We start from the raw sequence: 21,626 nt of genomic DNA, 5'->3' as shown, positions 1-21,626 counted from the left end.
AGCCGCCTCACCATTAGGCTTGCGCTCGCTTGACATTCAAGTTTTCGAGGGATCTCGCAGAAATTTCGGCAGCGGCAATCCGTACCAGCTTTTAACATACAGATATCGCCGCACCGGGGTTTTAATCATCAGTAACAGCAATCCGATGGAGTACAGACACCAGACCGCCACCCCTTCGTTCAAGTCGTTAGTGGTCATGTATGCCAGCAACGGTCCCGACAGGAAGTGATAACTCACCATTTTCCAGGATCCGTACAGCAATGGCAGCACAAAAGCGGCATAACCGTAAACATTTCCCATAAAGACATTGCCGTTGGCGGGAATGGCCCAGGCGATATGCCAATCGCCGGAGGTCGAACAAATCTGCTCACCACAGAAAGGCATGGTGAATTTTGCGTTGGTGAAGAATGTCATGGTGTAGTTTCGTTCATAACAGTAAACGACCCAATCGAACGGATAAATCCGCATCATGAAAATGATCGCAGCAGCAGCGCACAATGTGTAAACCGCCGGTGCGATGCGGCGGCGCAAGTTTTCTGGGATGAAATGCATCGCGACTGCATTGACAAAAAAGGGCTGGAACGCGATATGCATATATCCCAGAAAAGTCGCAATCTGATTTCTTGGGTCCTGGCATTGATCGATCACCGTATAAGTGTACGCTTGCAGCAATTCCATCAACGAAAAGTACGCCAGCGCGGCGCATAATACGCCGGATTCGCCTTTCCGGTAAAAATATGCGGTACTCGCAATGCCGGCCACTGCTAACACCGCCGACGCTTCTCCACTCCAGCACATATAACCTCTCTAGAATTATTGAATATGCGCCTGGCAGATTTTTGGACTTATCGAAGGGTTTCAATGAAACGTCAACAGTCTGTTCACTCAATAACCGTTAACTTGAAAGAAATTGGGTCTCGGTAGGACAGGATTTACAAGGGCATTGCGGCCTATTGTACATGGCTGCCTTTTAAATAGACAGCCGCAGCTTCAAATAACGACCGGTGTTTCCTTAAATCCTCATCTGCTTTCGCACCGCCCAGGCAAACAGCCGCGCGCCTAACAACCAGCGGGAAATCACAGCGGTTTTCGAATCCCACGGCAATGCGTGCCGGACGGGCCGGATCGACCGGTTCACTGCTTTCAGAATTGCTCTGGCAATGATTTCCGGACCGGGTGCTTGTGGCCCTCCAGCGAGCAGCCGATGCAAACCATCGATGATATTGCGATACACCGGGGGATGTGTAACAGTCTCGAGCAACGCGAATTCCTTCTCGGCGAATTCGGTTTTAATCAGACCGGGTGCGATGACAACGACATCGATTCCCAACGCTTTGACTTCACCGCGCAGCGATTCCGATAAGGCTTCGACCGCGTGTTTCGACGCGGCATACCAGCCGAAACCCGGCAGTGCGATTTTTCCGAGAATCGAGGAAATGTTGACGATGCAGCCCGACCGCTGTTCGCGCATATACGGCAAGACGGCTTGGATGAAATGCGCGTAACCGAACACGTTCACTTCGAACTGACGATGCGCGTCTTCCATCGAGACGCATTCGAGCGTGCCTAGTTGACCGTAACCGGCATTATTGACGAGCACATCGATGCGGCCTTTGGTCGAGATGACATGCGCCACCGCCGCGTTGACCGCTGCGATATCGGTAACATCGAGCGGAAGCGGCTCGATATTATCCGAACGGATTTGCTCCAGCCGATGTTCCCGGCGCGCCATCGCAAACACATAAAAACCATGCTGCGCCAGCAAGCAAGCCGTAGCTTTGCCGATTCCGCTCGATGCGCCAGTCACCAATGCAATTCGTTGCATATCAGTCCTTTTTCACAATGCAGGTTATCGATCTTCCCGGGAAATCCGGGATACAATAAACCAATGCTTGTTAATTCAGCAATCCTGCGAGTATTTTATGCCACTGCAAAACATTTTTTCAGCGATTCCGCGCGATTTATCCGGCGAAGTTTTTGAGACATTGGTCGAAAGCAATTCGATCAAGATCGAGCGCATCGTATCAAAAGGCCAGCAATCGCCTTGGTACGATCAGGCGCAACACGAATGGGTCATGGTTCTGAAAGGACAAGCGGTACTATCGTTCGACGATCAAACGTCGGTACAGCTTGGAGAGGGCGATTTCATCAATATCCCCTCTCATAAAAAACATCGGGTTTCTTGGACGGATCCCGATCAGGAAACGATTTGGCTGGCGATTCATTATTAAGCCGATCAGGTATCTTCAGCCGATCCGGCTTAAGCTGAATCAAAAATTACTTGCTCGACAAATAACCGTATTTTTGGCGGAATTTTTCAACCCGGCCGGCAGTATCCACAATTTTCTGTTTTCCGGTATAAAACGGATGACATTGCGAACATACTTCGATACTTAAAGCCTTGTTCATGGTCGAACGCGTTTTAAACACATTGCCGCAACTGCAAGTAACGGTAATCTCCTGGTAGTCTGGGTGAATTTCTGCTTTCATTTACTGCTTCCTCAATGACTGATCCCAAAAGGGAAAATTAAAAAGTTGTGTATTATCCTTTATTACGGATGCCGGCGCAACTGCCGTGATCCAAACCTATACCCGCCGCATGGAATCAAAAAAATCCGAATTGTTCTTGGTTGCCTTGATTTTATCGAGCAAAAACGACATTGCATCCATATCATCCATTGGGTGCAGCAATTTGCGCAATACCCATATTTTTTGCAGCACTTCGGGGGGAATCAACAACTCTTCGCGGCGAGTGCCGGAGCGATTCACGTTAATCGCCGGATAAATGCGCTTCTCGGCCATGCGCCGGTCCAAATGGATTTCCATATTACCGGTGCCTTTGAATTCTTCATAAATCACATCGTCCATGCGCGAGCCGGTATCGATCAGCGCGGTGGCGATAATAGTCAGCGAGCCGCCTTCCTCAACATTACGGGCCGCACCGAAAAAGCGTTTGGGCCGTTGCAAGGCATTGGCATCGACACCGCCGGTCAATACTTTGCCGGAAGCCGGTACCACCGTGTTATACGCGCGCGCCAAACGGGTAATCGAATCGAGTAAGATTACTACGTCTTTTTTATGCTCGACCAGGCGTTTGGCTTTCTCGATCACCATCTCAGCAACCTGCACATGCCGTGTCGCAGCTTCATCGAATGTCGATGAAATCACTTCGCCTCTGACGGAGCGGATCATGTCGGTCACTTCCTCGGGACGCTCGTCAATCAGCAGCACGATCAGGATCACATCCGGGTAATTGGCCGCGATGGCATGCGCAATGTGCTGCAGCATCACGGTTTTACCGGACTTGGGACTAGCAACCAGCAAACCGCGCTGGCCTTTACCGATCGGCGCGATCAAATCAATGATCCGGCCAGTAATATTTTCTTCGGCTTTGATATCGCGTTCCAGCATCAACCGTTCATCCGGGAAAAGCGGCGTTAGATTTTCAAATAGAATTTTTTGCTTGGAGTTTTCCGGTGGTTCGTTATTGACTTTATCCACCTTGACCAGCGCAAAATAACGCTCGCCGTCTTTGGGCGGACGGATCTCTCCGTCGATCGAATCACCGGTATGCAAATTAAACCGGCGGATCTGACTTGGAGAAATATAAATGTCGTCAGGACCGGCAAGATACGAAGTGTCCGGGGAACGTAAAAACCCGAAGCCATCCTGGAGCACCTCCAAAGTCCCATGTCCATAGATATTTTCACCCTTTTTAGCCTGATTCTTTAGCAATGCGAAAATCAAGTCCTGCTTTCGCATTCGGTTGGCTCCGTCAATTTCGTTTTCGATAGCCATTTTTACTAATTCGGTGACATGTAAATTTTTAAGATCAGATAAGCGCATGGATGGGCTCGGAAAAGGGGGTTTACGTATTAAAAGATTAAAGTGCCGGGAGGAAAGCTATGACAGACGGGAAAGTATTAATTACGACCGTGGCCTACATCAAAGTTAGTCCACAAGACTCATTATTCAACAGGGTCAGTGGGTTAAATGTGGCTGTCAATAAACGCGGTTAACTGCGATTTAGAGAGCGCTCCCACTTTTGTCGCTTCAATATTGCCATTCTTGAACAACATCAGTGTCGGAATTCCGCGAATGCCATATTTAGGCGGTGTCGACTGATTTTCATCAATATTGAGTTTCGCAACTTTCAAGCGATCGCCGTATTCATTCGCGATTTCGTCAAGAATCGGGGCGATCATCTTGCATGGACCGCACCACTCGGCCCAATAATCCACTAAAACGGGAACTGTCGACTGCAACACTTCCGCTTCGAAATTTGCATCGGTTACATAATGAATATGCTGACTCATAAAATCCTCTTTTATTAAATTATTAGTTTCAGGAATAGTTACCTCAGTATTATCGCTGAGATGGGTTTACTTGATCGCTTGGAAAAAAGCTGTAAAAGAAAGGTATTAATACGAATTGGCAATGCTATAGAAAAACCTGCAAAAAGGGAAGTGGCACTCCCCCTAAAAATTCAATCCGGGAGTCAAATATACGAAAATTGTCAACACCGATGACAAAACCGCTGATCGTCACGGCAACGATTGCGGAAAAACTACCAAATGATGCGTTTCAAGTTTGATGCCAATTTTCTCACCAACCAGATGATTGTGATGGCTGGGAACCAACGCCAGAATCCGCTCACCCCCGGCAAGACGCAAGGCATACAAAATCTCCGCGCCCCGAAACGCCTTGCTGATGATGGTTGCCTGTAACGGACTGGCATCATCGTGAACGATATCATCCGGTCTTAGCAAGACCTCGACGACATCGCCTGTTACACAGTGGCGCGGAACTTCACCATTAATCACCCCGAGTTCGATCTCAACTTGCTGGGGATTTTTCACAGTGCCGGTCACAAAGACCCCTTGCCCGATAAAATCAGCAACAAACCGGTTGGCGGGGTGATGGTATAAATTAAAAGCAGTATCCCATTGCTGCATTGCGCCGTGGTTCATAACGCCGATCTCATCTGCGATTGCAAAGGCTTCGGCTTGATCATGCGTTACCAGAATTGCGGTTATTTTCTGATGCTTCAGAATCTCGCGAACTTCCATGCTCAAGCGTTCGCGCAAGCTGACATCGAGATTGGAAAAAGGCTCGTCTAACAACAATAACGCCGGTTTGGGCGCTAACGCCCGCGCCAGCGCCACGCGCTGTTGCTGGCCGCCCGAAAGCTCATGCGGATATTTTTTCGCAACGGACGCGAGATGAACAACATGCAGCAACTCTTCAACACGCTGTTCGCGTTCGTTTTTGGTTAACCGATGCAGGCCAAAACCGATATTTGCAGCGACGTCGAGATGCGGAAACAACGCATAATCTTGAAAAACCATCCCGATCCGCCTGCGTTCCGGCGGCACCTGACGCTTGGGATCACTGACGCACACGCCATTCAGCAAAATTTCTCCCGCCGATACCGGCTCAAATCCGGCGATACAGCGCAACGCCGTGGTTTTTCCGCACCCGCTCGGACCCAGTAAGCAACCGATTTGTCCTTGCTCCAGGGTCAGCGACAAATCATGAATAACGACCTGCGAACCATAGGCCTGGCGGATATTTTTCAGTTGCAACAGAACGTTACCCATACAATTACTTTTCAGTTTGGCGCATCAATAAGAAAATCGGTATCAATCCCGCCAATACCAGGGTGACGGCAGGCAAAGCCGCTTGATCCCACTGTCCTTCGGAAGTCATTTCGTAAATGCGGACCGCCAGCGTATCCCACCCGAACGGACGGGTCATCAGCGTGATCGGCATCTCCTTCATGACATCGACAAACACTAAGGCAGCCGCGGTAAAAATGCCCGGTTTTAAGATCGGCGCGTGCACTTTCTGGATCATAGTCCAACCATGCACGCCCAAACTCATCGCCGCTTCGTCGATACTCGGCGTTATCCGCTGCATTGCGCTATCAATCGGATAATGGCTGACCGCCATGAAACGGATCAAATAGGCGATCAGCATTGCAACCAGCGTGCCTTGCAAGATCTGGCCGGTATCCATCTGAAACCAGTTCAGCGCCAGTTCGCTGAGTCGCGCATCCAGCCACGTCAACGGTAGATAAACACCGATTGCGAGAACCGCGCCGGGTAATGCATAGCCGATGGTCGCGATGCGCACGGCATTTTTGGTCGCGGCATCCGGGTATCGCCGCGCCGCATAGACCATCGCAATCACCATCGCACAAATCAACAATGCCGCCATGCCGGACAACGACAGCGAATGCCATAGAAAATCCAGATAGCGGGCAAAATCATAATCATGCGCAAACGAATCGGCCGCCCAATAGCTTAACTGCATGACCGGCAGCAAAAAAGCCAGAAACAGCACACTGAACATGGATCCGCTCACCAATCCCCCCTGCCATCCGCTTAAGGTGATGCGCTGCGCACGTGCACTTCGTTTGGATTCTGCGTAACGCATGCGCGCGCGGAATTGCTGTTCCAGCACAATCACCACAAAGACGATAATAATTAACAAGGAAGCAAGTTGCGAAGCCGCTTGCAAGGAAAACATGCTAAACCATGCTTTGTAAATAGCGGTGGTGAAAGTATTGTAATTAAACACGGCTACCGTGCCAAAATCCGCCAGTGTTTCCATTAGCACCAACATCAAGCCGCCGGCAATCCAAGGACGCGCCATCGGCAACGCCACTTTGAAAAAGCCCTGCACTTTGTTTAAACCCAGCGATTGAGCGACTTCCAGCGAACGCTTACCCTGACTTAAGAAAGCATTTTTCGCCAGCAAATAGACATAGGGATAAAAAGCCAATGTCATGACCAGGATCACGCCCGCTCTGCCGCGTATTTCCGGAAACCACGGCAAATCAGAATCCAGCCATGCGCGCAAAGTCGTTTGCACCGGTCCGGTAAAATCAAACAAACCCAATGCGACAAAGGCTGTCACATAGGCCGGCATGGCCATCGGTAACAACAATGCCCAAGCGAAGAACCGCCGCCCGGGAAATTCATAGACCGAGATAAACCAGGCCAACCCGATACCGACCACCGCGGTGCCGCAGATAACCCCCGCGGCGAGCCAAAAGGTATTGATTAATATATCCGGAAGCGTGGTTTCAAGCAGATGCCGCCAGATGTCGCCGGCAGGCGCCAGCAATGACGACACTACTACAGCAACCGGCGCCAACACCAGCGCGGCTGCGATAAAAGGCACCAAGCGCCAGAATGTTAAGAACCGATAACGAGGAGACAGCGCGGACAGTTTTTCACCAGAAAGAGCATTATGCTTGAACACGCTGCAATTGGCTGATAACGCGATGAATTACCGCTCGTTTAGCGATAGCCCGCGCGATCCATCAGCTTTACGGCAGCCGTTTGTAACTCACCCGCTTTCGCCAGATTCATCGGATTCTGTTTGAAACTGCCCCATGATGCGACAAACGGATCCGCTGCAATCTTCGGATTAACCGGATATTCCATGTTCACGTCAGCAAAAAGGTTTTGCGCTTTATCCGACGATAAAAATTCCAGCAGCTTGATCGCGGCGGCTTCGTTACGGCCGTGACGCGTGACACCGGCGCCGGAGATGTTGACATGCACGCCGCCGTCATTCTGATTCGGCCAGAAAACCGCCAGCGGCAGCTTGGGATCCTTGCTCATCAACCGGCCAAAATAATAGGTATTGACGATCGTCACATCGCATTTTCCGGCGGCCACGAATTCCAATGCACGGGTATCGTCGGATAAAGGATCGGTGGCCAGATTCGCCACCCAGCCTTTCACGATTGCTTCGGTCTTGGCTTCGCCATGTTCGGCGATCATCATCGCCACCAGCGACTGGTTATAAACTTTCTTTGAAGTGCGCAAACATAAACGATTGCGCCATTTGGGATCGGCCAAATCTTCGTAAGTCGATAGTTCTTCCGGTTTCACTTTCTTGGTGTTGTAAATCAGCGTCCGCGCCCGGATCGACAAACCGAACCATTCATTGGCTGGATCACGTAAATGCGCCGAGATATTGCTCTCTAGCACATCCGACTTGACCGGTTTCAACAGCCCCGCCTGCGCTGCCGCCCAAAGATTTCCGGCATCGGCGGTGATCAGCATATCAGCCGGCGTGTTTTTTCCTTCGGCTTCGAGCCGCGCCAGCAGCGCGCCTTCATTGTCGGTCGTGTATTTGACTTTGATGCCGGTTTCCTTGGTAAACGCATCGAACATCGGTTTTATGAGTTGTTCGATACGCGCGGAATAAACGACCACTTCTTCCGCATGAACCGGTTGAATAGCAACGAACGTAAACAGGAAAAAAAACGCAGCCAAGAAATGGCATTTAATAAAACGTGACATGAAAAACTTCCAAGCAAAAATGTTGAAAAACCGGATTAACCTATGGCCGGTACTATAGTATGGATAAGAATAATTATCAATTATCCGCCACCGGTTGAAACCAACCGTTGAGTTCCTTGCGTCCGACCAGCGGCAACTTGACCGCGAGCGGATCCAAATCGACACCGAAAGACAACCCGAGAAAATTGAATTCGATGCCTTCGACTTCACTGGCCAATACCCCCATCAAACCGAATAACGAAACCTGGAAACCGCTGCCGCTGGGTGCTTGCCCAAAAATCCGGTAGCCGAGGTAATCTTTGCCGATCGCCGTCGGCGGTAAGTCCAACTGCAATTCCGGCACAGCGCGGGAAACCCAGGCGGTAAAAGTATTGGAATTCGGTCCCGGCCAGATCGTGTAATTCTTAGAATACGGATAATTGCGCGCCGCTTCGTCGATTCTTGCGATCAGCGCGTCCACGCCTTCGCCGCGCTTATCCAGCAGCAGTTCGGGCATATTGCCGTACCAGCGCCGGTCCGGCACATTGTCATAAATCACCAGAACCGGCAATTTGCGGCGCCGCATCCAGCCGATCACCTCATAAATCGTAAACGACTGCGCCGCAGTGGGTTTCACCGCAATCCAGGTATGAATCCCCAAATAGCCACGCCAGCTGAATGCGCGTGCGCCATACACTTGCACGACCGCTTCCGGCGTTGTGGCCGGATCCGGCGCGATACCGGCTGGTTCGCGGCTAGCATTCCACCAGTATTGCGCCTGCGCACGGTGCGGCGTCGCTGCAATCAGCACCACCCCCAGTGTCAGCAGTATAGAAAAAAAGATAGTGATCCGTTTCATTCAATCATTGACTTAAACTGTCTTACAGTCCGGTGCGCTTCCCCAGTATCTCTGGCAAATTCCGCAAAAACCGTCCGGCATCCAGCATTTGCCGCCGCAGCAATTCCCAATCCTCAGCGCGTTTCCTGGCATCCATGCAACGCATCATGCGCACCCGTAACGCTTCGTCCTGATGATTCAGGATCGCCGCCCACAAGGTATCGTCGACATTATAAACTTTACCTTTCAATAAACAGACCGGAATCACCTTTTCAACCGGCACCGCCAGATCGGCGGCAATCGCTTGCACCGCCGCGTTGATATTCAATGCCTTGGTATTGGACGGCTGGATCAAATCATACGGCGGCTGCCATTCATTCACCGGACGCAAGCGGTCGATAAAACTGGCGGCAACCAGTAATGGCGGCAAACGCCGGTCGGTCCACGCCGCTTGGGCCGATCGCAATTGCTCCAGGCATTCGCGTTCGCTCTGCCGGTCCGGGCGATTGGCCGCGCTGACCCACAAGATCAAGTCGGCGTTTCTTGCGGCTGCCAGCATTTTCGCCGGATCGAATCCGGCGCTATCGCATCCCGGGCTATCGAAAATCAACGCCTGCGTGAATCCCTCACGCGTCAGCACAGACGGTTTAAAGGTCTGCTTGCCGTCGGGCAATGGCTCGGTAGTGGCTGCCAGATTACCAAACATCGCATTGATCAAGCTCGATTTGCCCGCGTTCGTTCTGCCGAGCACCAAAATCCGCAGCGGTTCCACGGTTGCCGCCGCTTCTTGCGCTTGTTCCAGGTCGGTTTGGGATTCCGGCGTGGTTGATTCGATCAATGCTTCATCCGTTAACGTCAAGCGGCCGCTATACAAATCGATTGCGTAATAGCCGACCTTGCACACATACGCGCGCAGCAGCCAACGGTGCAGCTCATCCCTGGCCTGATCGAAACTGCGCTCGCGCAAATGCCGCCACGCTTCGCCCAGCAATGCGTTAAGCGGATTGATGAGAATGCTGCCGGCGCGATAGATGTCGACGATCCTTTCCGCTTTCGCTTTCCAGCGCTGAATCCGGAAAAAATCACCAATGGTCAGGCGCGTGCTGAACGGGATTTTTTCAGCGAAATCACGGCGCAAATCGCGGCTCGCGCGTTCGATGATCAGCAAGGTGTGCGGAATCGTCAGCTCCAGCAGCGGCTTCTCGACATCGGGATGATAGCAATGCGCGACCGTCTCTAAGGTCTTCTGTCCCAATGCCAGCATCCAAGTACCTTCCTCGAGCGGCCAATCCTGCGGATTACAGGTTTCGGCAAGCGCTTCCACCCGCTGCCATACCGTATCCGCACTCGGCGGCCACTGCGGATTCGGCTCGGTCACGGGCGCATTCAGCAATTGCCGCTGCTGCCGCACCAGCCATTGCTGCAAACCATAACCCAAGCCGCCGCAGATCACCATCGCAATCAGCCAATATTGCAGGTTACCGCTTTGCCACAACCAGAAAAAGCCAAAGCCCAGCAAAGCCAGTAGCGGCAATAGCATCAGAATGAATACCAGCAACCGTAACGGATCGATTCGCGCGAGCACCGGCTTCATCTAGGATTGCCCCCGTAACCGGCTTTTCAGCAAGGCAGCGCCGCGTTCCAGTTCCTCGGCATAAATGCGGCGCAAGGTATCGGCATCGACGTTCAAACCATCCTTGCGCCGTTCGAAAAAATAAATCGCGATTTTACCCAATGCATAAGTGGTCGCGCCGCTGGAACTCGCGCCCCACACCGCGCCGATCGTTTGCCCCCAGAACGGGATTACCTTGACCACTGCCCGGCTGAGCCATCGCGCCACATAACTGGACGCGATCCCGGCGCCCGCAAGGCCCAGAAACTCGGTGACGGTGCTGCGATCCCAGCGTTGTCCGTACAATTGCGCCAAACTATGCAGCAGCTTCGCCTGCACCGCCGATACCGCAACCAAATCGACCACCGGCAGCGCACCCAATCCGGCAGCCGCCAGTGCATAACCGACAATGTGCGGATGCGCTGCCTGGGCGTATAAATCCTGCACATCTTTCTCGCCGCTCAGTTGGTGCTGCAATCCCAACGAAGTCAGCGTTTCAATCGCTTGCCACAAAGCTTCCAGACCGTAATCCGGCGGCTCGAAACCATCCTCGGGCAAGGTCAAATCAACCGCCACCCAGCTCACGGCCCCGAAACCCGGCAGCGGCTTCAAGGCTTCGCGTTGCGCCTGGATCGCGCGGCGCAAATCCAGCGGTATCGTTTCCGGCAGCGGTTCGGAACCATAAGGCCACGGTTGTACGTGTTCGCAACCGTCCGGGTAAAGATCATGCAGACCGGTTTGCACCAGCAACACCGGCCATTCCGGGTGACGCTTGCGGATCGCATGCAACACGTCAAAAATCGCGGCTTGATTGAGATCCGCCACTTTCATCACCGCCACCAGCAAATGCGCCTGTGCCTCGCAATATTGCATATCGTCGCTTGGATCGTAAGACACCACGCCCAAACCCGGCGTATCGAGAAATTTAACGATGGGGGTTTCTGCAGGAAAATCATAAAAGCGCGAACTGCGCGTGCATGGCTGAAAGCCGTTGCCGATCTCGGCGGTTTCGCTGCCGGTTAACGCGCGAATGATCGAAGTCTTGCCCGACTGGGTTTTACCCAGCAACCAAATCACCGGCACCGACATCTTCGCGCGCGCATCGCGCAGCGAAGCCTCCAGCAACGCCGGATCGACTTTGGGTTCGAGCAAAGCGGCCCGCAGTTGCTCCCAGTATCCCGTCCAGTTTTTTGAATCGTCCCATTTCATTGAGCCATCTTACCATCTTCGCCTCAAAAAATTGAAGCAGCCAGCCAATCGCATCAAGGCAATGGCTGATTGGAATCCCCATGGCAACAGCAATCCGGCTTTTTCAGGTCCAATATGTTGGGTTATCCGGGGCTACCTGGAAAAACCACCGATGCGGCGCTTGGAAAGGCACTCCCCGAAAATGCCGCCGGTCAAATTCGGACTCGTTCAACACTTTGTCATAACGCGCGAAGGCGGCAACCTCATCTGCGGGTGAACCGGCGCTGCCGGAAAAAGTAATCAAGCCCGTCCGAAAACGTCTTAATTGAGCGCAGCGCTCCACCGCCTGCGCAACTGTCATGTGACCGCTTTTCATCCCCAGATCCTTCAAGCTTTCCATTTTGATTCCGAGTTGCACGGTCGAGGGATGAATACCGGCGGCAGTGATCGATTGAAGAATTTGCAAGTGACGCTTCGTCAATCCATCTTGCGCCGTGGCTGTTTTCGAAACCTTATAACTGCCCGCTTGAACACCTTCGTCATACGCCATGATGCGCGCGATCACATTGGCCTGGCCTGCCGCTAGACTGAGCGGCTGCACCCGGGTATGCCCGAAAATATAAACCCCGTCCTCGAATTTCCCGGATTTGGCATCGACAAACGCCGCCGTCGCATACGACACGAACCGTTTCTTTGGAAGCAACAACTGCCCCAGCGTGCGATACAGATTTTGTAGATTATCCGCAGCCGCTTGCTCTTTCTTGGCCGCCGGATCGGATGACGTAGGTCTGGCTGCAACCCAATCCTTGATGGTTTTGCCTTGCTTAAACCAGTTTTTCATAGTGTCGCTTTTTTCGCTCGGACCAATCCCATTGACTTCGATATCAAAACCGACACCATCAAAACCCCAGGTATCGAGCACATCGCGAATGCGATTGGCATGATCGGTCATATCGGAATCCGGTGAAGTGATGAACGATACAAAATCACCTTGCGTTTGTTTTTTTTCATCGTCACGCACTTCGTAACCAGCGGTGATCTGAATGCCCAATGCATGACAGGCTTCAATCAGGTTGCGCAGCACGCGTTCGACAAAACGCCGTTCTGTGCCAGCCTGCTTGCCCACTTGGTGACCGAACACCGCCAATTCCGGTGACAAATCGACCGACCCGTCAGCACGGCGGCCGATCGTCGCGATCAGCGAAAGATCGTCCAGTCCCGCGCAAAATTTGTTCATAAACGACTCGTATTGCTGGGCTGATGGGACTTGTCCGTCGATTTTATGCGCCAAGGCGACACGCTTGGAAAAATTGGCCAATCCCGTCCACTGTGACAACCGGGCTCGCGCCGAAACCGCCGCTTGCACTGGCGTGCCTGCTTCGACGCGAGGGGTGAATGCAGCCTGATCCAGCAGGCGCCAGGCACTCGACACATTTTGCACCTGCCGGCGGATATCGGTTAAGCGCCACGGTTCCGCGTTGTCACTAGACCATTTGCACACACCGTTGGTATCCGGTTTCAACACTCGCGATTCCTGTGCGCCGCGTGACACGACGATTTCGTTATTTTTCCAGCCGAATGCCGCTTCTTTCGCTGACGGCTCAATGAACGACGGATCGCTCAGTTGAACCTCGAAATCCGCCATGCCTACAACTGCCGCCCGGTTTTCGGATCGTACGCGACCGGCACCGGCACAACCTGATCGGTCGGCAGCACTTCCACCCATTGATCGAACACTTCGAAATCCTCGCCCGCCTGCAACGCGCGGAAGCCGCCCTGCAGCGGATAAAAGCCGTGCTCGTAGACCTTGTCGACCGGAGTAGCCGAGACACGGTTATCGTCGTTGATCTCGTCGCCGGGATAGCGTCCCACTTGCATCGACTTGGCGTGTTTCTCCGCGACCACGTCGCACAAGTGGTTGATGGCGTCGCGGATCGTCACGTTCGGGCCGCTGTGCGGGATTTTGGCGAGTTCTTGCGGCGGCGCGACGTAATTGTCGTCCAGGCCATCGGTACCCTCGACATGCAAGCGTTGCAACCAATTCATCGCCGCGCGTTCCTGACCGGGCCGGATCGGAATCACCGCTTTGACCCACGGCGCATTCAAAAACGCGTTGCGCATGTTGTCGCCGTCGAGTTGCAGCAACCAGCCGAGCGACGCGCCGAGCTTGGCGGGCGCAGATTCTTCGGTGATGTAATAATTGTCGACGCGGTTATCGTGCGCCCCGCCCCAGGTAACGGTGTCGGTCGCCGCGATTTGCGCATCTTCGGCTTTGATCGCAGCGGACGTCACCAGATTCTTGCTCAGCTTGCCTTTGATCTGCGTGTAAACCGAACCGCTCGCAGTAGCGGGTACGGGTTCGACCGTAGAAGGTTTGCGGATACCGCCCAAGCCTTGATGGCTTTGATGCAAGCGTGGACGCCACCATTCCGGCGCGACGAAATACAGCATTTTGTCGATGTCGAAAATCGTATTGAGCAATTCCGACACCACATGCCGCGTGCGGTCGTCCGGCATCGGCAGACCCTTGGTCAGCATGTCCTGAATCAGGCAGCGGTACACCACAATGCGCTCTTCCTCGCGCAAATCCTCGTACTTGCGCGATTCGATGCGCGACATTTTGTTGATGCGGTCGCGCGCCGCTTCGACGAATGCCTGCTCGAATTCCATGCGGGTTTTTTCGTTGAATTCGTTGATTTTCTGATCGTTCTGCGCAGTGACATCGTCGCGCAGTTTCTTGGTCGGCTGCCAGGTAATCTTGGCAATCACGCGCAGCGGCGACACGTTGCGGAAATTGACGTGCTTAACCTTGACCGAAAAGCGGATCGAACCGGGTGAGACCTCGTCGACGTCATCGAGCTGCAAGCGGATGTCGTTGCCACCGTAATCGAAGGTGATGAAGCCATCCTCGCCGTATTCGTAACCCGGTTGATCGCATTGCGCTTTGAAGCCGCCGAAATGCCATTGAACCTTCTCCGGTTCGCCTTCGTTGTCATCCAGGTTCACTTCCTTGCCTTCGGCGTAGACTTCGTCCATATCGTCTTCCGGCAAGGTGTCTTCGGTTTTCGGCACGAATGGAATATCCATGCTCAATTCGGTAGTGACCGCCTGCGGCATCGGAATCGCTTCCGGCGGCGGCGTTTCGCCGACTTCAGGCCCTTTGGCCAAATGCACCAGTTTGGAAATTCCTAACTGCCGGCCCGGATCGTCGACATACGTTTGCCAGCATAAGTAAGTACCGATATCCTGCACTTGCACCCCGACCTGGCGCATTTTGCGGCGCATCTCGTAATTGAGCAGCTCGGCGGTGGTATTGTTCAGCACGTAACGCTTGCTCGACGTATCGGTGGTTTCGGTGACGGTGCGGAAGGTGGATTTGTAGTTCTTGCGGATTTCGGTGGAAATTTTCTCAGTTTGCTGGCGCATGTGCTTGTGCGTCACTTCGCGCGCTTTTGATTGCGTACTGGCCATGTCGATGCTCGCTGAAGCGCTGGCGCTGCCACCGATCCAGCTTTGGTTGGCGGTGGCGTTCATGCCGAATTTGGTATCGGATTTGTTATCCTCTTTCACTGCTTGCGACAATTCGTCTTCCTCGGTCAGCGATTTTTCGGTCTTCAGCACCGTTTCCAGCGAGGTTTCCAATGTGCGTTCAACCAGTGTGCGGCGCGTGCTGACTTCGACCAGCTCGACGCTGCTGCCGGGACTAAGCCACACATGTCCAACCGCCGGGCCGAGAAAGGTATCGAACTCGAAAAAATACTGGCGGAACAAATGCACGATGCCGATCGGCGACAGCCCGGCGCGGCCGAGATCCTTGAACGGATCCATGTAATCGAGCGGATCCTTGAAACTCAGCAGCTTTTGCAAATTCGCCCAGTGGTTGCCCGGCTTGTAGAACAACTGTTTCAGCGCTTCAAACTGCTTGGTTTGCTTCAGGTGCAGCACATAGCCCGCCACTGCCGACTCGCGTTGCAATTGCTCGGCTGCCAGTGCGTTGGTCTGCTCCACGCGACTGTTTGCGCGCGGCTCTTGCGCGCCGCGATACCATTCCATGATGTTCGGAATCACCTCGCGGTTCAACGTGGTCTTGATGCGTTCCTCGTCGATCAACCGGTCCCAAATGCGCTCGTCGTAACGCTCCAGTGGCGGCAACTCGCGCGTCAGATTCTCGATCACGAAACTGCCCATCGCCCCCTTGCGCGGCACCTCGTTGCTGCCGGCGTCCAGCCGCGTAATCTTGTCGAGCATGCCGCGTTCATTCAACGCCATCTCGAAATTGCCGCGATAGCCCTTGAACAACTGATCACGCACCTTGCGCAAATCCGCGCGGAAACCCTTATCGATACGCTGCTGAATGCGCTTCGATTTCCACCCGATCATCGGCTGATACACACCAAAAATTTCGCTGTCGTAGGGGAGGATATTCTGATACCTGGAATAGTCGCTGATTTTTCTCATGACCGGCGCTCCTTATGGTTGACGATTGTCATTGCGATGAAGAGGAACCTCTACTGGTGACTATAGGAGAAAGTGGCAGGGGCGTCAAACGAAGGGCATAAACTTGCCCTTTTTAGCAGGGCAGATTTGCTGACCAAAATATAAATGCAAAAGCATTGAATTATTTTTCTTATTGTATTGTGGCACTTGCTTAAAATTTTATTTCTAAAAAATATTTTTCTAAACTAAAAAGTTATCGCCTACTTTAATGCTTTTAGAAATAAACAAAATTCTATATCAATGAGCTATTTATTGTGGCAATATGAAGTGCCGTTCGTTATTGATTAGAACGGTAAAAATGCTTTGGAATTCAAATCGCATTCGATATTTGTAAATTCATTTTTTGATCACAACTGACCTAAGGAAACGCTGATTAATTGACTATACGAGCGAATCACTTCGTTGCGCGGTACTCGCTCCCTCGCCTATCTTGTTGATATGTCTCGGTTGCTGTGCGCCGTGCGCCTCGTGCTTCATCTCGTTCGCCGAATTAATCAGCGTTTCCCTAACTTTTAGGAGAAAAAAGAATGAACACCCAACCGAAATTATTCATAACTGCTTTGTTCTTCATAGGATCTGTTTCTACTTCATCTGCAATGACTCTGACTCCATTGGAAAGAGTTGGAGATCCTGTTACTTCGATTAATCGGATTGGAGATCCTTCTGCTACATCTGCTGAATTAAAAACTGATGTTTATTTTTGGGAAGGAGTACCCTATTTCCATGGTGAAATACTTGCGGATGCTGAAGTAAAAAATAATTTTTCTTTTGATCTAATTACGGGAAGCCGAATAACTAACAGTATTACGCTGACATGGGACATAACACTGAAACTGGGAGGCGATAGCTCTGCGTACAACGATGTGTGGGTTAAGTTTGTGCCTGGCACGGAAGGTCCAAATCATTATGATTTATGGGCTCAAACAGTTTTTAGGAGTGAAGCGACAGACCATTACGAAGTCAAGCTTAAAATGAATGAAGAAGGTTCCGCGCCCGTAACGCTAGTAGAGCTATCAGAAACACGGACAGCGAATCTTCTACCAGACGGCACTACAGGTTTTGATGATAGGAATCCAATTTATCTCGATACCGTGCATCTCCCCGGGCACTATTTAGGTGGAACAATATTTCATATCACAGGCTCTGCTACGGCTCTTGTAGATACGCATGCGTGGGGAACACTTGTTTCTATTTTTCCTCCCTTTACACTTCCGGGCATTGCATCTGGCAGAGTGGGTTCTAGCCTGACGTTTGAAGCATATGCCACCCCAGTGCCGGAACCCGAGGCATGGGCTATGATGCTCGTGGGCGGATTGCTGGTTGCATGGCAGGCGCGCCGGCGCGTTAGGAAGCATCTGCAGGCTGATGTACCGCTTCTGGGTTATATACCGAGCTGATTTGAAGTGGTGCCGCAAAACTGTACAAGTAACCAAGCTCTGTTATGAACAGTAAAGAGATCGTAAACATGAGCAAGAAACCAAACAATACTCGAGTGAATAAACAACCCCGTGGCAAGACCACGGGGTATTAGAAAAGCTCTTAGGCGTTGCACTCCAAAATTGAATCCGCGTTCTAAAATATTTAAACAGCTCCCTGCTAAATACCTTTTACACAGAATTTTTGCACTTCCCTTAATAAGCTTCTTAGACAGTCTCTCCCTTGCGTAGCCATGCGGTTTCGGGGTTGAAAGCAACATAGTCGCCTTCCGGTTCCGGTGTCAATACCGCGGATAATTCCATGATTTCATCCTCATTCAGTTTCTCAGGATTATACCGTAGAGATTCAACAATTATATTCCGTTCAAAACTGCTACCTGAAAAGCCGCTACTCGCATAACCGCCGGTCTTTGATGCTAGAATCCCGGCCATAACACAAACAAGAACCGCTCCAACCAAGGAATTTCCGCATGAGACGTGACCAATCCGCCGCTTTTTTATGGTTTATCCAATTCTTTTGCTGTGCCTTTTTGCTGCTCGATGCCTCCACTTCCCGCGCGGCGCGGGTGGATGCCAAAGCTATTGAGCAACAGCTTTCGAACCCCGCAGCGCTGGGATTGAATAAAACCGAAACCGCCGAATTACAAAAATTCTACGCGCAGCGCGGTTATCAACCGGTTTGGCTGACGGATAATCCCGGGCCGTCGTTGCTCGAATCCACGATGACGTTTATCGCCAGCGCCGATGACGAGGGATTGGATAGCCGCGATTACGGTTTGCCGGAGTTGCAGCAATTGCGGCAGCAGGCGGATCCATCGGATGCTGCGGCGGTGGCATTGGAGCTGCGCGTCACGCAGGCGGTACTGACTTTGGCGCGGGATGTGTCGCGCGGACGGTTGACCGCGACCGCAGCCGACCCGGATTGGCATATCACTCAGCCGGACTTTGACGCGGCGGGATTTTTGCAGACTGCGGTGCAATCCGACCGGTTGCCGCAGGCGTTTGACGAATTGCCGCCAACCAAGCTGCATTACCGGTTATTGAAGCAAACCTTGGCGCGCTACCACAAACTGGCGGAAGCACAAGTTGAATGGCTGAAAATTCCGGATGCGGCATCAATCCATCCGGGCGACACGCATCCGCATATTCCGTTGATCCGCCAACGCATCGCGCAAGCATACGACGCCGACGGTATCGCCGGATTCCAGGTTAAATCCTCGAAAAGCGAGCATTACGACGCGGAATTGGTCAGCGCGGTCAAAGCGTTTCAAGCGCAGCACAATCTCAATACTGACGGCGTGATCGGCAAAAACACCTTGCGCGCATTGAACCGGCCGCTGGCGTGGAAAATCCGCCAGTTGCGCATCAACATGGAACGTTTGCGCTGGTTGCCGAAGAAACTGGGGGATCGCTACTTGCTGGTGAATACCGCCGGATTCATGCTGACCGCCGCGGAACAGGATCAGGAAGTCTTGTCGATGCGCATCATCGTCGGGCGCGACTACCGCTCGACACCTACGTTCAACAGCGCGATGTCGCACATGGTGCTGAATCCCTATTGGAATGTGCCGCACAGCATCGCCACCAAGGATTTGCTGCCGAAGCAGAAAAGCGATCCGGCTTTCTTTTCCAACGGCGGATTCAAGATTTTTCCCGGCAATAACCGCAATGCCGAGCCGATTGACCCGGATGCAATCGATTGGCACGATCTGAAAGGCGGATTCCCCTATTTCCTGCGCCAAGACCCCGGCAAACAGAATGCGCTGGGCAGGATCAAGTTCATGTTTCCGAATTCTTTCAGCATTTATCTGCACGATACGCCGTCGAAATCGCTGTTCCAGCGAGACATCCGCACCTTCAGTTCGGGTTGCATCCGTTTGGAAAAGCCAATGGAGCTGGCAGCTTTTGCACTTAAAGAACAAAGCCTTCCGGAAAAATTCATGGCCGATTTGGACAGTGAAAACACCAAAACCGTGCATTTACCCAAGCCATTACCCATCTTCTTAGTGTATATTACCGCCTGGGTTGATGAGCACGAAATGGTGCATTTTTCACCCGATATTTACGACCGTGATTTACGCGCATTGCGTTATGCTCGCTGGTAAATTGTTTTTTCGCACACATTCGCAGATTTTTCAGGAGAAAGAATACGATGATACGAAAACTATTAGAGCAAGCTTATTTATCAGAAACAGAACCTGTGCAAAGCCGCCGCCGGTTGATTCAAGCGGGATTGGGCGCTTGCGCCATGCTGGCGCTGCCGATGACGGCCTCCACCGCGCACGCCGCCATCAAAAAACCTTACGAGAAAAAGCTGAGCTTTCTGAATTTGCATACCGGCGAACGCACCCGAGCAACTTTTTGGGCGAATGGCCGTTATGTTCCGGAAGGATTACGCGCGATCAATCATGTGTTGCGCGACCATCGCACCAATGAGCGTATGTCGATTGATCCCTACTTAGTCGATTTTCTGCACCAATTGCAATACCGCCTCAGAACCAACCAAGAATTTCACGTCATCTCCGCCTACCGCTCCCCCGCCACCAACGCCAAACTTGCCGAACTCAGCGACGGTGTCGCCAAAAACAGTTTGCATACCCAAGGTAAAGCCATCGATATCCGCCTGCCGGGCCGTAAGCTGGCCGATCTGCGCAGCGCCGCATTGTCATTGCAAATGGGCGGCGTCGGTTATTACCCTTCTTCCAATTTTATCCACTTGGATTCCGGACGCGTGCGCTTTTGGTAGCGTAATGGCGTATCCGCTTGATTTTACGTAGCAAATCAATCAATTTCAGCAACGAATGCGGATAGAACGCTCAGATAGCGCTCATCAGTTGGTTTGTGGTGTCAGTTTCAGTTCGGTAAATATATCCGGACTCCAGCGCACGCTGTCTCCCTGTTTGCGCCAAATCTGAGCGAAATACGCATCCAGCTCCGGGTTGGCGATCGTTTGTCCGGCGACGATATATCCGGTGGTTTTCACCGGATTGACCGTGCTGCCCGGCCCGATCGAACCTTCCAGCAGCACCTTCGGCCTGTCCTGCAACAGCCGGATGCTGCTCGCATATTCGCCCAACGTCATCTCGCCGCTGGCCAGCCGAGCCAGTAACGCCGGCAATTTGCTGACATCCTCGGCGGAGATGCGAGGTAACTGCACTTGTGTATATAAATCGGCCATGCGTTGATCAAAACGATCGCGTAAGCGCCGGGCCGGTACACCGGCATAAATGCCCAGCGGCTCGCACTGGCCGGTTACGACCGCACCGGCGCCGATGATTGACCCGGAACCGACATGCGCCCCACCGACCACAATTGCACCGGTCGATATCACCACATTGTCGCCGATGTGAACCGGCTTGACCGGTGCGACCGTGCACAGCGACCAATCCTGTTCCGTCATGAAATGCTTGAAAACATTCGCCGGACCGCCGAAGGTGTAATTCAACAAGGATTCGTTGCGATGTTCACCGCCGATCACGATGGTTGCATCGTGCGCAATTTCGCAAAAGGCGCCGGCGGAAAACACCCGCTCATCGGCGGGATTGGCGATCAAGCGGATGCGCGGCAGCAAACCAAGCGAGAATCGGCCGATTTCCAGCCGCACTTTCGGCGCCACCGTGATCACAAAATCATAAGGCGCCAGCAATGACCAGTTTAATTCCGACATTGCCGGAATATTGACGTTGTAGAGCATGTTTCAGATGCTAGCAGCCTGGGGGATGACTGTCACGCTTTTGCTCGGCGTTTAAGCAGCA

Annotated in this window: 19 protein-coding genes; 5 read left to right on the top strand and 14 right to left on the bottom strand. The window is 52.5% G+C overall.

Features of this window, described 5'->3' with window-relative positions; genetic code table 11:
• Positions 1-36: 36 nt before the first annotated feature.
• On the bottom strand, positions 37-798 hold the full coding sequence (locus ACV7NC_RS12375) for a DUF5765 domain-containing protein (RefSeq protein ID WP_458152888.1): 762 nt from the start codon (positions 796-798) through the stop codon (positions 37-39).
• A 214-nt stretch (positions 799-1,012) separates the two neighbouring features.
• Positions 1,013-1,825 (bottom strand): SDR family NAD(P)-dependent oxidoreductase, encoded by an 813-nt coding sequence (locus ACV7NC_RS12370; protein ID WP_458152887.1) that lies wholly within the window; start codon positions 1,823-1,825, stop codon positions 1,013-1,015.
• Positions 1,826-1,922: 97 nt separating this feature from the next.
• Here ACV7NC_RS12370 and ACV7NC_RS12365 point away from each other — a divergent pair, with 97 nt between their 5' ends.
• Positions 1,923-2,231 (top strand): cupin domain-containing protein, encoded by a 309-nt coding sequence (locus ACV7NC_RS12365; RefSeq protein WP_458152886.1) that lies wholly within the window; start codon positions 1,923-1,925, stop codon positions 2,229-2,231.
• Positions 2,232-2,277: 46 nt separating this feature from the next.
• Here ACV7NC_RS12365 and rpmE read toward each other — a convergent pair whose 3' ends face one another.
• From rpmE to ACV7NC_RS12310, 11 genes are all read right to left on the bottom strand, one after another.
• Positions 2,278-2,490 (bottom strand): 50S ribosomal protein L31, encoded by a 213-nt coding sequence (rpmE, locus tag ACV7NC_RS12360; RefSeq protein WP_458152885.1) that lies wholly within the window; start codon positions 2,488-2,490, stop codon positions 2,278-2,280.
• A 96-nt stretch (positions 2,491-2,586) separates the two neighbouring features.
• A complete protein-coding gene (rho, locus tag ACV7NC_RS12355) occupies positions 2,587-3,846 on the bottom strand; it encodes a transcription termination factor Rho (RefSeq protein WP_458152884.1) in 1,260 nt (419 codons plus the stop codon).
• Between the two features lie 143 nt (positions 3,847-3,989).
• Positions 3,990-4,316 carry a thioredoxin TrxA gene (gene trxA, locus ACV7NC_RS12350; protein ID WP_458152883.1) on the bottom strand — a complete coding sequence of 109 codons (327 nt, stop codon included), beginning with the start codon at positions 4,314-4,316 and terminating at the stop codon, positions 3,990-3,992.
• A gap of 228 nt (positions 4,317-4,544) precedes the next feature.
• The gene (locus ACV7NC_RS12345) at positions 4,545-5,600 is read right to left on the bottom strand and encodes an ABC transporter ATP-binding protein (RefSeq protein ID WP_458152882.1); all 1,056 of its coding nucleotides are present in this window, start codon (positions 5,598-5,600) and stop codon (positions 4,545-4,547) included.
• Between the two features lie 4 nt (positions 5,601-5,604).
• A complete protein-coding gene (locus ACV7NC_RS12340) occupies positions 5,605-7,227 on the bottom strand; it encodes an ABC transporter permease (protein ID WP_458154930.1) in 1,623 nt (540 codons plus the stop codon).
• An 80-nt stretch (positions 7,228-7,307) separates the two neighbouring features.
• Positions 7,308-8,321: a Fe(3+) ABC transporter substrate-binding protein gene (locus tag ACV7NC_RS12335; RefSeq protein ID WP_458152881.1), complete on the bottom strand. Its 1,014-nt coding sequence runs from the start codon at positions 8,319-8,321 to the stop codon at positions 7,308-7,310.
• Between the two features lie 76 nt (positions 8,322-8,397).
• Positions 8,398-9,159, bottom strand: coding sequence for a DUF3750 domain-containing protein (locus ACV7NC_RS12330; RefSeq protein ID WP_458152880.1), 762 nt, complete (start codon positions 9,157-9,159; stop codon positions 8,398-8,400).
• Between the two features lie 22 nt (positions 9,160-9,181).
• Positions 9,182-10,732 carry a GTPase family protein gene (locus ACV7NC_RS12325; RefSeq protein ID WP_458152879.1) on the bottom strand — a complete coding sequence of 517 codons (1,551 nt, stop codon included), beginning with the start codon at positions 10,730-10,732 and terminating at the stop codon, positions 9,182-9,184.
• Positions 10,733-11,959, bottom strand: a complete 1,227-nt coding sequence (locus ACV7NC_RS12320; RefSeq protein ID WP_458152878.1) for a YcjF family protein — start codon at positions 11,957-11,959, stop codon at positions 10,733-10,735.
• A 103-nt stretch (positions 11,960-12,062) separates the two neighbouring features.
• Entirely contained in the window at positions 12,063-13,583 is a 1,521-nt protein-coding gene (locus ACV7NC_RS12315; protein WP_458152877.1) for a hypothetical protein, read from the bottom strand.
• A 2-nt stretch (positions 13,584-13,585) separates the two neighbouring features.
• On the bottom strand, positions 13,586-15,991 hold the full coding sequence (locus ACV7NC_RS12310; RefSeq protein WP_458152876.1) for a hypothetical protein: 2,406 nt from the start codon (positions 15,989-15,991) through the stop codon (positions 13,586-13,588).
• On the opposite strand from ACV7NC_RS12310, the gene ACV7NC_RS12305 reads away from it, so the two are divergent.
• The 4 genes from ACV7NC_RS12305 to ACV7NC_RS12290 all read left to right on the top strand — a co-directional run bounded on the left by ACV7NC_RS12305 (position 15,968) and on the right by ACV7NC_RS12290 (position 20,617).
• Positions 15,968-16,456, top strand: a complete 489-nt coding sequence (locus ACV7NC_RS12305; protein ID WP_458152875.1) for a hypothetical protein — start codon at positions 15,968-15,970, stop codon at positions 16,454-16,456. The genes ACV7NC_RS12310 and ACV7NC_RS12305 overlap by 24 nt on opposite strands.
• Positions 16,457-16,962: 506 nt before the next feature.
• Entirely contained in the window at positions 16,963-17,832 is an 870-nt protein-coding gene (locus tag ACV7NC_RS12300) for a PEP-CTERM sorting domain-containing protein (RefSeq protein ID WP_458152874.1), read from the top strand.
• 509 nt (positions 17,833-18,341) lie between these two features.
• Positions 18,342-19,976, top strand: a complete 1,635-nt coding sequence (locus ACV7NC_RS12295; protein ID WP_458152872.1) for a L,D-transpeptidase family protein — start codon at positions 18,342-18,344, stop codon at positions 19,974-19,976.
• Positions 19,977-20,023: 47 nt separating this feature from the next.
• Positions 20,024-20,617, top strand: a complete 594-nt coding sequence (locus ACV7NC_RS12290) for a DUF882 domain-containing protein (protein ID WP_458152871.1) — start codon at positions 20,024-20,026, stop codon at positions 20,615-20,617.
• 84 nt (positions 20,618-20,701) lie between these two features.
• Here ACV7NC_RS12290 and ACV7NC_RS12285 read toward each other — a convergent pair whose 3' ends face one another.
• Complete coding sequence (locus ACV7NC_RS12285; protein WP_458152870.1) at positions 20,702-21,565, bottom strand: hypothetical protein; 864 nt, start codon at positions 21,563-21,565, stop codon at positions 20,702-20,704.
• Between the last annotated feature and the right edge of the window lie 61 nt (positions 21,566-21,626).

This window comes from Nitrosomonas limosa (assembly GCF_054188085.1).
The sequence above is the reverse complement of the archived record's forward strand: the minus strand, read 5'-3'. Positions and strand labels throughout refer to the sequence as shown.

Excerpts from the sequence above, each read along its gene's own strand:
- ACV7NC_RS12375 (WP_458152888.1), bottom strand. The coding sequence starts at position 798 with ATGTGCTGGAGTGGAGAAGCGTCGGCGGTGTTAGCAGTGGCCGGCATT.
- rho (WP_458152884.1), bottom strand. The coding sequence starts at position 3,846 with ATGCGCTTATCTGATCTTAAAAATTTACATGTCACCGAATTAGTAAAA.
- ACV7NC_RS12295 (WP_458152872.1), top strand. The coding sequence starts at position 18,342 with ATGAGACGTGACCAATCCGCCGCTTTTTTATGGTTTATCCAATTCTTT.
- ACV7NC_RS12330 (WP_458152880.1), bottom strand. The coding sequence starts at position 9,159 with ATGAAACGGATCACTATCTTTTTTTCTATACTGCTGACACTGGGGGTG.
- ACV7NC_RS12325 (WP_458152879.1), bottom strand. The coding sequence starts at position 10,732 with ATGAAGCCGGTGCTCGCGCGAATCGATCCGTTACGGTTGCTGGTATTC.
- ACV7NC_RS12300 (WP_458152874.1), top strand. The coding sequence starts at position 16,963 with ATGAACACCCAACCGAAATTATTCATAACTGCTTTGTTCTTCATAGGA.
- ACV7NC_RS12345 (WP_458152882.1), bottom strand. The coding sequence starts at position 5,600 with ATGGGTAACGTTCTGTTGCAACTGAAAAATATCCGCCAGGCCTATGGT.
- ACV7NC_RS12285 (WP_458152870.1), bottom strand. The coding sequence starts at position 21,565 with ATGCTCTACAACGTCAATATTCCGGCAATGTCGGAATTAAACTGGTCA.
- ACV7NC_RS12290 (WP_458152871.1), top strand. The coding sequence starts at position 20,024 with ATGATACGAAAACTATTAGAGCAAGCTTATTTATCAGAAACAGAACCT.
- trxA (WP_458152883.1), bottom strand. The coding sequence starts at position 4,316 with ATGAGTCAGCATATTCATTATGTAACCGATGCAAATTTCGAAGCGGAA.
- ACV7NC_RS12310 (WP_458152876.1), bottom strand. The coding sequence starts at position 15,991 with ATGGAATGGTATCGCGGCGCGCAAGAGCCGCGCGCAAACAGTCGCGTG.
- ACV7NC_RS12365 (WP_458152886.1), top strand. The coding sequence starts at position 1,923 with ATGCCACTGCAAAACATTTTTTCAGCGATTCCGCGCGATTTATCCGGC.
- ACV7NC_RS12315 (WP_458152877.1), bottom strand. The coding sequence starts at position 13,583 with ATGGCGGATTTCGAGGTTCAACTGAGCGATCCGTCGTTCATTGAGCCG.
- rpmE (WP_458152885.1), bottom strand. The coding sequence starts at position 2,490 with ATGAAAGCAGAAATTCACCCAGACTACCAGGAGATTACCGTTACTTGC.
- ACV7NC_RS12335 (WP_458152881.1), bottom strand. The coding sequence starts at position 8,321 with ATGTCACGTTTTATTAAATGCCATTTCTTGGCTGCGTTTTTTTTCCTG.
- ACV7NC_RS12370 (WP_458152887.1), bottom strand. The coding sequence starts at position 1,825 with ATGCAACGAATTGCATTGGTGACTGGCGCATCGAGCGGAATCGGCAAA.
- ACV7NC_RS12320 (WP_458152878.1), bottom strand. The coding sequence starts at position 11,959 with ATGAAATGGGACGATTCAAAAAACTGGACGGGATACTGGGAGCAACTG.